Here is a 9,763-nt window from a genome sequence, read left to right as displayed (position 1 = left end):
GGACCATCCGCACCGCCCGCTCACGCACCTCGGGTGCGTACCTCGTCAATCTGTTGCTCATGGCTCCATCCTCTCAAGGTTTGGAGCCTCCGGGAAAGACGGGGCGATTCAAACATCAGCAAACGATGGACCTTACCCATCCGTGATTGGAAGGCAGTCCTGAACCGATTTACCATCCAGTTTGAGGGGCGACTCCCTCAGCTGTTACCCGAATCCCGTTTACACAAAATCTGCACACGCCCAGCACTGAAGGGAAAGTGCTCTGGCACACGCAGTGGTGGCACTGCATCGGGGATGTGAAGCGGGCGGAAAGCCTGGGCCCGGTGATCGAGAACTCGATTGCGCAGGTGCTGGGGGACAGCTACGACGTGGGGGCGACCGAGCCATTGCCGACTGCAGTGATCGTGGCCGGCATCAAGGCGGCGTACAAGCACTAGGCTGCGGCGCACTTTGGGATTGAGACCGGAGCGGAGAGCGGGGGCTAAACCAGTCCCTGCAGGCTGCTTTCTTGAGCTACACCGAGTTCTACCAGCCAATTGGGGACAGGCAGCAAAGATGGGCGCGGTCTGTCACTGCTCAATCAATGTCGTCAGTTCATCCTTCTTTGCGTCAGTTGGTACTACGGCCGCTTCGCAGGCGCGCTGTACCAGCGCATCTATTGCCTCCTCATCTGCTTGCTCACAGCAAGCAAATGCTCGGGCTGCAGCTTGACGTACGGCCTCGAGTTTGCTGACGCGGTCGCCAGTCGAGAGGTCTTGCACTTCATTTTCCATGGAGTGGACGAGCTCTTCCAGGAGCTGGAAATGAGGGGAGGAGGCCATCGGCGGTACAGGTATGAAAGACGGTATTTGAAACCTCCGGCCGCCGTCCCGCAAGAGGGGCATGCGACCGGGCGGCTGGCCATGCTTGGCAGAGGGGAGGCGAAAGGCATTTTGCCCCTACTAGAATCGGGGGTCGCTCTTCGACCAGGTGCGGAAGGTGGCCCGCATTTCATTGAGCACGATCTGGCAGCTGCAACGCCGCCGAGTAGCAGCCTGTTCCATAACGTCCTCAAAGGCCATCCAGAACCCATCGCCCGAACCGTAGCGCTCGAAGGCTTGGCGCAGCGCGGTCAGCTCATCGTCCGATAGGCATCCGTCGTTGGAACGGTCTGGCAGGTGCTGATCAGGGGGACGGAACGGCCGGCGCTTCTGGCCGATCAGAGGAACTGAGGGTCCTCCCTAGCCCACTTCCGGAAAGCGTTCCGCATTTCTTCGTTCACGATATTTCGGTCGCACCCAAGCCTGTTGGTGGCTGCATCAAGGATGTCGGTATAAGCGAGCCAGAACCCATCCCCGGTCCCGTAGCGCTCAAACGCGAGCCGCAGCTGGGCAAGCTCGGACAGAGTTAAGCACTGAGTTGAAGTGTGCTCGTTCATGAAAGGTGCCAGGCGGTCGGACCGGAAAATCCTATCACCGGGTCTGGCGCTGTTGCCAGAGGTGAGCGGGCAGCTGAGGCGAAGGTGTCGAGGTAAGTTCTAGACTACCCGCCCCCGCTCTTTGGGCAAAGAATTCCAGCGTAGTCGGGTTGAGATCGATGGCAGGAAAAACCCATGACTGTTTGGACGATGGGGTACTCAACGGGCACGTGGGGCGCTTTTATCGATGTTCTGCAAGCCAACCAAATCGACTCAGTTCCGGGTGTCAGACGGTTTCCTGGCTTCCGAAAGTTTCCTTGGTTCGGCAGCGACGCGATGAGTGCGCAATTGCCTCGGGAAGGCATTGGCTATCATTGGGTTCCCGGCTAGGGGGCGGCGAACAGTGCAGTCAAGGTCGGCGAACGGCGGGTGGAGGAACTCATCGTTTCAGGGCTACGCAGACCACATGGCCAGCGCAGGGTTTGCTGATGGGCTTGAACAAGCCTTGGCTGCTGCCGCGAGAAGTCGGACGGCATTGATGTGTGCAGAGCTACTGTGGTGGCGCTGCCATCGGCGGTTGATTTCGGACCTTCTAGTGCACCGGGGTCACCAAGTGCTGCATATCCAGACCGAACGAGCACCGGACCCGCACAGACTCAATCCCATGGCGCAGCGGGCGGGTGAGGGCCTTATATATCCCCCATTTGCAGCTCGGCTTGCTTTAAGAGCAACCCAGCCGAGCTCCTGGCCGAGTGCGCAGAAATGGTTGACTGAACTGAGGGCGGGGGCCATGATCCGAGGCATCTACTGGGGAGTAGCACCGTGAGCCCGGTACGCCGGGCTCTTTTTCTCTACTGTTATTCAAAAAGCTTCATCGAACGCGCTGTCTGTTCGAGCCAACTCTTTAAACGCACTCTTGACCATGTCTGTCACTTCCTTCCCGGAACAATCGCTTCTTTGAGTAACCGCTTCTGTGATGATATTGAAAGTAATCTAGAAACCGTCACTTGCCCCATAGAGCTTGTAGGCACTCTGGATCATTTCCAACTCGGTTTCTGTGAGGCACGGTTTCATCGTTCTTGGCTTGCTTCGATAACACACTGATAGGCAGGGAGCCATGAAGGATTGTGGTCGAGTGGGGAAGTTGCGTGTGTGAATACCTCACGCTTCACCCTCTGCATTACTCGTTGAATGCTTATGAGGATGGCCGCTTCTTCCCGATGACCTTGGACTCCGTCTGCAATTTTCGCTGCTAAATCAGCCAAGCCCTCGAGCAACGCCTGACGCTCGTTAGACGCCAATGCTGTGCAGGTGGCGACGAGATGGTGGGCTGAACGATCAAAGTCTGATCGAAGAGCAAAGTAGTTAAAAGAACGCGTAACCATGATTTGGCCCCACAAGCGCTCCCCCCCAGCATGGACCAGCGAGGGCGGGGATGCAACTTTGGGTGCTGTAATTTCGCGTAGGGGCTCCCGCAAGACCAGTACCACGTGCCAAAGTTCCAACCCTGCTGGTCACAGGCCGAAGCCTTCATCGGCCAGAAGGGCAGCGCGCTCGCGACGCTGGAACGCAAGGTCTACAGCTTCCTCAAGGAGCGACTCCCCAATCTGAAGCACAAGGGTGCGATCGCCTTCGAGAATGTCCCCGTCGTCCTCAGCAAAGGCTACGTAAAGGCCTTCGGTTCATCGCCTTCCGTCGGCGCCTATGCGCTGGACTTCTGACGCACGGAGACGGGCCTCGATGCTGGTGCTGCGGGTGCAATTTTCTACGTGCTGGTGGCCGACCTCGATGGCGAGGCCGATGCGCGGGAAACCGTAGAGCGGGCCATCGAACACACGAAACGACCCGAGGACAGGCCCAAGCTGGAACAGATCGCTCGGGTCGAACCCTTCCTCGCGGACTGCGCCTTCCCGCCAACGCTGGCGGGCGTGCTCGCCTGGGTACGCTTGGTCGAAGGGCGCTCGCTGGCGAGCATCGGGCTGACAGGTCCGGTACGGCTGAAAACCGTCCTGCGCGGACTTGCCGTTGGATTCGGCACAGTCGCGCTGGTCGTAGTCACGATCTGGATGGCAGGCGGCATGCAGGCCGCAGGCTTGGGGCAAGCATGGCGCTCGCCCGTGAGTCTGCTGCTAGTAAGTTTCATGTTCCAAGCGACCGTGGAGGAAGTCATCTTCCGCGGTTGGATGCTGTCGGTGGTGCCGCGCAAGACTAATGTCGCCGTGGCAGTGCTGCTTGTGTCGCTCGTTTTCTGCTTCCTGCATTTCAGTCCGCACCAGCCGCCCCTGATCATCCTCAGCACGTCCCTGTTCTCGCTGTTCGCCTGCGCCTGGGCACTGTGGACTGGCAGTATCTGGGGCGTGATGGGCTGGCACGCGGGGTGGAACTGGTTGCTCGCAACCGGCTTCGAACTGCCCGTCGCCGGTATGCATGCGCACTTGCCGGCACTCCTGGTGGCGCTGCGCCCGCAAGGCCTCGACACCTTCACCGGTGGCGCACAAGGGCCGGAAGGCAGTTACCTGTGCAGCGTTTTCTTCGTCGCCGCGATCGCGTGGATCCAGTGGCGAAGGACGCGTGGAGCTCACAATTTCTCGCCGACCAGCAGGTAACGCCACTACTGGGGCGGCATCTCCCCGTCCCGGCTCTTGCCGATCGGATGCTGGTTCGCGCCGTACCGGCGACGACCAAGCGATTGAGCGTCTGCTAGCGGTCGTCGGGCCGATCTCATGGGGCTTGAGCAAACCTCCGGGTTTTCGGCAGCGCGCAGGACATAAGTGCAGGCTCATCCGGAAGCAGCGGGTGCTCGCTCTGCAATCTGCTGCTTGTACGGATTCCGCTCGAGGTATTTAGCGATCTAGAGGCAGCTTAGGTTCGTGATGCCAGTCCCAGTACCGACTGGAACCGAGACTGCCTTTGCTGAAGTGTCAACGGAGAGTGATGTGGCTTCCTCGATAGAGTTCGACCAGGCCACCTTCGGTTTACGTCTCGCAACGAGTGCATCGGGCCGCAGGGCGTGCGACCCGAAGCGGACAGCGACAACTTAGGCAATCCCTGCGAGCACGCAGGTCACAAGTCCCGGAGCCACGCCCTGTGGAATCGCGTTGGGCGAAGTCCCGCTCCACAGGAGGCTGGAATCGTCGAGGCCTCTGGCGTCGGCCTTGGCCCTCGGCGAAGCCAACGATTGAGAGGCTAGGGAAATGCAGGAGGCATCGTAGACATCGGACGCGGGTCGCGCATAAGTCGATACACAAGCCCGTGTGCGGTGCGACCGTCTAAGAGACCAGTGATTTCCGAGGCACGGCTTGGTTGCTGCAGAGCCGTGGGATGGATTTCGAACGTAGGGACGGGGAGGGCATGGCAATGACTTGGTTGGGCAAACAACGAAGCCGCCCGAAGGCGTCTCCGAGTGGCGGCTTGCCCCACTTGCCTAGCTGGGTAGCTTTGCCGCGAGCACGTCGACTTTCTCGATGGTCGGCGGCTCGGAGAACATTTCCCCGGCCTTGGCCATCAAGGCCGCTGCAACCTTGCCGGCGAGATGGGCCTCCCGGCCCGCATCGTCGGGAAAGGCATCGAAAATGCCGAAGGTTGTTGGCCCGAGGCGAATTCCGAACCAGACGGTCGTGGCGGGCTCGTCCATAACTAGTGGCAGACCACTCAGGAGAAAGCTTTCAACTTCTTTCTCCTTGCCGATTTTCGCTTCGAAGCGAACGAATAGCGCAACCTTGACCATGAGCTGTCTCCTGTTGGTCTGACGGAGTAACGACGTCCCCTCCCTTACTTGGAAGCCTAGGACTTGATTGAGCCAAGAAATCAACGGATCGGCGCGCCTAGCCAGTTGGCCGCTATTGCCTGACAAACTAGTCGCTTCCGTGGAGCGATGTGTTGCGACGGTGTGAGGATGGCTCGACGCCCCCTTCACGCGGACGGCGAGCGCAGATTTACCATAGTCACGAATCTGCAGGAGTGCGAACCCATGCCGCACCAGTCCCCGTCGCCGGTCGGGTTCGACGCCTTCGTGCACGTGCGAGGCGCGCGTGAGCACAACCTCAAGGATGTCGATGTCGACCTCCCGAGGGATGCAATCGTCGTGTTCTCCGGCATCTCGGGATCGGGCAAATCTTCGCTGGCGTTTGGCACGCTCTATGCCGAGGCGCAGCGGCGCTACCTGGAATCGCTGTCGCCCTATGCGCGGCGCCTGATCGACCAGGTTGGCGTACCCGACATTGACGCCATCGACGGTATGCCGCCGGCAGTCGCGCTGCAGCAGCAGCGCGGTACGCCGAACGTCCGCTCCACTGTGGGCAGCATCACCACGCTGTCGAGCCTGCTACGCATTCTGTATTCGCGCGCCGGCGCCTATCCGCCCCGGCAACCCATGCTGTATGCGGAAGATTTCTCGCCCAACACGCCGCAGGGTGCTTGCCCTACCTGCCACGGGCTGGGCTACGTTTACACAGTCAAGGACGAGGCCATGGTTCCCGACCCGTCGCTGTCGATCCGCGACCGGGCGATCGCAGCGTGGCCACCGGCGTGGCATGGGCAAAACCTGCGCGACATCCTGGTGACGTTGGGGTATGACATCGACAAACCCTGGCGCGAGCTCCCGAAGAAGGACCGCGACTGGATCCTGCACACCGACGAGCAGCCAGTGGTTCCGGTGTACGCGGGTTTCACACCTGCTGAAACGCGCGCGGCGCTGCGCCGCAAAACCGAGCCCAGCTACATGGGCACCTTTACCGGCGCGCGCCGCTACGTGCTAGACACCTTCGCCAACACGCAGAGCGCGCTGATGAAGAAGCGTGTCGCGCGCTTCATGTCCGGTACCACGTGCGCGACGTGCGACGGTCGCCGCCTCAAGCGCGAAGCGCTGTCGGTCACATTCGCCGGGTTGGATATCGGCACCTTGTCGCGTTTGCCGCTCGCTGATATCGCCGAACTCCTGGCGCCCGCGGCGAAGCACCGGTTCGACACACCAGTTGCCACCGCCACGCGCAGCCGCGCCGCTGGACGCAAGGACATCGCCCGTCGCGTGGCCGCCGGCGGATCGCCGCATACCGGCGGCACGGACGTGCGGCGCACCGCGAACCTGTCCGAGGAGAAGCGGATCGCAGCACAACGCATCACTCGCGACCTGATCGAGCGGATTGAGGCGTTGCAGGGGCTGGGTCTCGGTTACCTCGCGCTGGACCGTTCTACGCCCACGCTCTCCTCGGGCGAGCTACAGCGGCTGCGCCTGGCGACGCAGGCGCGCTCCAATTTGTTCGGCGTGGTCTACGTGCTGGACGAGCCGTCGGCAGGGCTGCATCCCGCCGATGCGGAAGCCCTGCACGCGGTGCTGGGCCAGCTCAAGGCGGCCGGCAACACCCTGTTCGTCGTCGAGCACGACCTGGATACGCTGCGCCGCGCCGACTGGCTTGTCGATGTGGGGCCGGATGCAGGCCAGCATGGTGGCCGCGTGCTCTACAGCGGGCCGCCGTTGGGGTTGCGCGACATCGAGGCGTCGCACACGCGGCGCTATCTGTTCGACTCCGTGCCCACGCGTCGGCGCACGCCTCGGCGCCCGTCAGGCTGGCTCGAGCTCCTCGGCATCCAACGCAACAACCTGCATGGCCTCGATGTGCGGATCCCACTGGGGGTCTTCACTGCGGTCACTGGCGTGTCCGGTTCGGGCAAGTCTAGCCTGGTCAGCCAGGCGCTGGTGGAACTCGTGAGCGAGCACCTCGGCCACGAGCCGGCGGTGGAGGAAAGCAGCGACGACATGCCGCTGCCCGACGCAATAACGCGTACTGCGGGCCGGCTGGGTGCGGGCGTGGGTGCCATCCGCCGCCTGGTCAACGTCGACCAGAAGCCCATCGGCCGCACGCCGCGGTCCAACCTGGCGACCTACACCGGCCTGTTCGACCATGTGCGCAAGCTGTTCGCAGCCACGCGCGCTGCGAAGGCGCGCCGCTATGGCGTGGGTCGCTTCTCCTTCAACGTGGCGCAGGGACGTTGCCCCACTTGCGAGGGCGAAGGCTTCGTCAGCATCGAACTGCTCTTCATGCCGAGCGTCTACGCGCCATGCCCTACCTGCCACGGCAAGCGTTACAACGAAAAGACCCTCGAAATCGAGTGGAACGGGCGCAACATCGCCCAAGTGCTGGGGATGACGGTGGACGAGGCGCTGTCGTTCTTTGCCGACGAAGTGCCCGTGCACCGTGCACTGGCATTGCTCCACGGCATTGGCTTGGGTTACCTGCGGCTCGGGCAGCCTGCGACGGAACTGTCCGGCGGCGAGGCCCAGCGCATCAAGCTGGCCACCGAGCTGCAGCGCAGTCAGCGTGGCGACTCGCTATACGTGCTCGACGAGCCGACCACTGGACTGCACCCTTTCGACGTGGACAAGCTGATGGTGCAATTGCACGAACTGGTTGACGCAGGCAACACCGTGGTCGTCGTCGAACATGACATGCGGGTCGTCGCCGACAGCGACTGGATGATCGACGTAGGCCCGGGCGCCGGGGAGAAGGGGGGTCGTATCGTCGCCGAGGGCGTGCCGCAGGACGTAGCGAGCCGGGGCGTCGGAGCCACAGCGCCTTACCTGCAGCGCGCGCTGTACTCACGCTGACCGAGGCGCTGCTCGATTTCCCTCTGGCAAACGCGTTTTCCCAGCCTACGTCCGCTCTTGGCCGAGGCTGTGTAAAAACCCTTTGCGGATGATCTTTCGGGGAGAGCGCATACGACTCACGCAGTTTGGTCAAAACAATCATCCGGAGTTCTCAAGCCGCGATCGCTCTCAGCATGCCTTGCATTCCGACAATCTTGATCATGCGCTTCATGTTGTAAGCCAGAACCGCCAGGCTGATCTCTGTTCTGACCTTCGGAAGCGTCTTCATGAGCAGTGGCGTCGTACCCAACCACGCCTTGAGCGTGCCGAACACGTGCTCTACGGTCTGCTTTCGCAAGATAGCGACTTGTGGCCTAGCGTTGAGGCGGAGCTGCATCGCCTCAAGTACGTATGGTGCTCCCATCGACCAACGCGTCGGTAGTTGGACGTCGTGCATCTGGTACGCATCGGGCAGTCGGGACAGGCCGACGACCAGTATTTGTGCAATTTCAGTCCGTTCTCTTCGGTGGTAAAGCGGTGGATGGCCAATTCGCCCGCCGGACATTGATAGGCATCGACCACTGGGTCGTAGATAAAGTCCCGCTTGTCGAACCTTCCTTCCGCCTTGCTGTTGGACGTTAGTGGCTTCGGAACCAACGGGATGATGCCCACCTGCTCACACGCCAGTATCTCGGGGGCGTTGAAGTAGCCACGGTCAGCCAACGCTGTCATGTGCTGAGTTCCAAGTGCGTCCTTGGCCATCGTAGCCATGCCAAAGAGTTGGGCGCGATCGTTACCGGCGTTGGTGATCTGGGGCGACGATCAGATGATGTTCGGCGTCAACCGCCGCTTGGAGGTTGTAGCCCACGGTGCCGGTTCCGCGTCCGCTTGAGGTCATCGAACGTGCATCGGGATCAGTTAGTGATATCTGGTGGTCCGGCTTGCCCTTGAGCTGTTGTTCGATGGCATCGAGCGTTTTCATCTGATCACGTACCTTCGCCAGCTTGTCCTTCAGATGGGGGACGCGCCCCTCCGGCAGCAGCGCTGGATCACGATCAGCCCGATCCAGCTCGGCCAGATAGCGCACGACGCTCTGGTCCAACAGTTCGCGACGCGCCTTGATCTTGCCGGTGGTGAAGTTCCGCTCTCGGCTGTTCACGGCCTTGAGCTTGCTTCCGTCGATCGCAACCACAGCATGCGAGAAGACCTTCATGTTCCGACACAGTGCAATGAAGCGACTGCACACTGACATGATGGCGGTGCCGTTGTTTCTGCGGAAGTCGGCGATCGTCTTGAAGTCCGGCGCCAATCGCCCGGTCAGCCAAATCAGTTCGAGGTTACGCTGCGCTTCGCGCTCCAGACGCCGGCTGGACTGGATGCGGTTGAGAAAGCCGTAGATGTAGATCTTGAGCAGCGCGGCTGGGTGATAAGCGGGCCGGCCACCAGCGGCGCGATCGACGGTCCCACAGCCCAGGACACTCAGATCGAGCGCATCAACGAAAGCATCGACCACCCGCACCGGATTGTCTTCGTGGACGTAATCTTCGAGCCGATCAGGCAACAAAAGCCCCTGTGATCGATCAACGCCATCGACGAATCGCTTCATGCTCAGCACCAACCGAATGGTGCTGAGATATTGCCAGTGGCGCAGGGGTTTTCACACAGCCTCGGCCGGGAGTTGCCGTTCGGCGTGTCGAGCTTGAATGTTGTGCCTCATCGAGATGCTGTCTTTGATTGAAACTTATTTCAGACCCTTAGTACCACAGTGAAGCAGGATCCCCCTG

The 9,763-nt window shown here is 61.2% G+C and carries 6 protein-coding genes and 2 pseudogenes; 5 read left to right on the top strand and 3 right to left on the bottom strand.

Features of this window, described 5'->3' with window-relative positions; all coding sequences use genetic code 11:
- The first annotated feature begins 296 nt into the window (after nucleotides 1-296).
- Nucleotides 297-437, top strand: a complete 141-nt coding sequence (locus tag ACVOLQ_RS16875; protein WP_296251559.1) for a hypothetical protein — start codon at nucleotides 297-299, stop codon at nucleotides 435-437.
- Nucleotides 438-569: 132 nt separating this feature from the next.
- On the opposite strand, the gene ACVOLQ_RS16870 is transcribed toward ACVOLQ_RS16875, so the two are convergent.
- On the bottom strand, nucleotides 570-821 hold the full coding sequence (locus tag ACVOLQ_RS16870) for a hypothetical protein (RefSeq protein ID WP_296251558.1): 252 nt from the start codon (nucleotides 819-821) through the stop codon (nucleotides 570-572).
- 770 nt (nucleotides 822-1,591) lie between these two features.
- Between ACVOLQ_RS16870 and ACVOLQ_RS16865 the strand changes: the two are divergent.
- From ACVOLQ_RS16865 to ACVOLQ_RS16855, 3 genes and pseudogenes are all read left to right on the top strand, one after another.
- Nucleotides 1,592-2,222: pseudogene (locus ACVOLQ_RS16865) on the top strand (DUF488 domain-containing protein).
- Nucleotides 2,223-2,886: 664 nt separating this feature from the next.
- Complete coding sequence (locus ACVOLQ_RS16860) at nucleotides 2,887-3,117, top strand: hypothetical protein (protein ID WP_296251557.1); 231 nt, start codon at nucleotides 2,887-2,889, stop codon at nucleotides 3,115-3,117.
- 48 nt (nucleotides 3,118-3,165) lie between these two features.
- Nucleotides 3,166-4,002 carry a CPBP family intramembrane glutamic endopeptidase gene (locus tag ACVOLQ_RS16855; RefSeq protein WP_296251556.1) on the top strand — a complete coding sequence of 279 codons (837 nt, stop codon included), beginning with the start codon at nucleotides 3,166-3,168 and terminating at the stop codon, nucleotides 4,000-4,002.
- Nucleotides 4,003-4,820: 818 nt separating this feature from the next.
- On the opposite strand, the gene ACVOLQ_RS16850 is transcribed toward ACVOLQ_RS16855, so the two are convergent.
- Nucleotides 4,821-5,123 carry a putative quinol monooxygenase gene (locus ACVOLQ_RS16850; RefSeq protein WP_062171693.1) on the bottom strand — a complete coding sequence of 101 codons (303 nt, stop codon included), beginning with the start codon at nucleotides 5,121-5,123 and terminating at the stop codon, nucleotides 4,821-4,823.
- Nucleotides 5,124-5,366: 243 nt separating this feature from the next.
- Between ACVOLQ_RS16850 and ACVOLQ_RS16845 the strand changes: the two genes are divergently transcribed.
- Complete coding sequence (locus ACVOLQ_RS16845; RefSeq protein ID WP_296251555.1) at nucleotides 5,367-8,000, top strand: excinuclease ABC subunit UvrA; 2,634 nt, start codon at nucleotides 5,367-5,369, stop codon at nucleotides 7,998-8,000.
- Nucleotides 8,001-8,151: 151 nt separating this feature from the next.
- Here the strand turns inward: ACVOLQ_RS16845 and ACVOLQ_RS16840 are convergent.
- A pseudogene (locus tag ACVOLQ_RS16840) lies at nucleotides 8,152-9,585 on the bottom strand (IS1182 family transposase).
- Between the last annotated feature and the right edge of the window lie 178 nt (nucleotides 9,586-9,763).

Source organism: Stenotrophomonas sp. STEN031 (assembly GCF_056759975.1).
The sequence above is the reverse complement of the archived record's forward strand: the minus strand, read 5'-3'. Positions and strand labels throughout refer to the sequence as shown.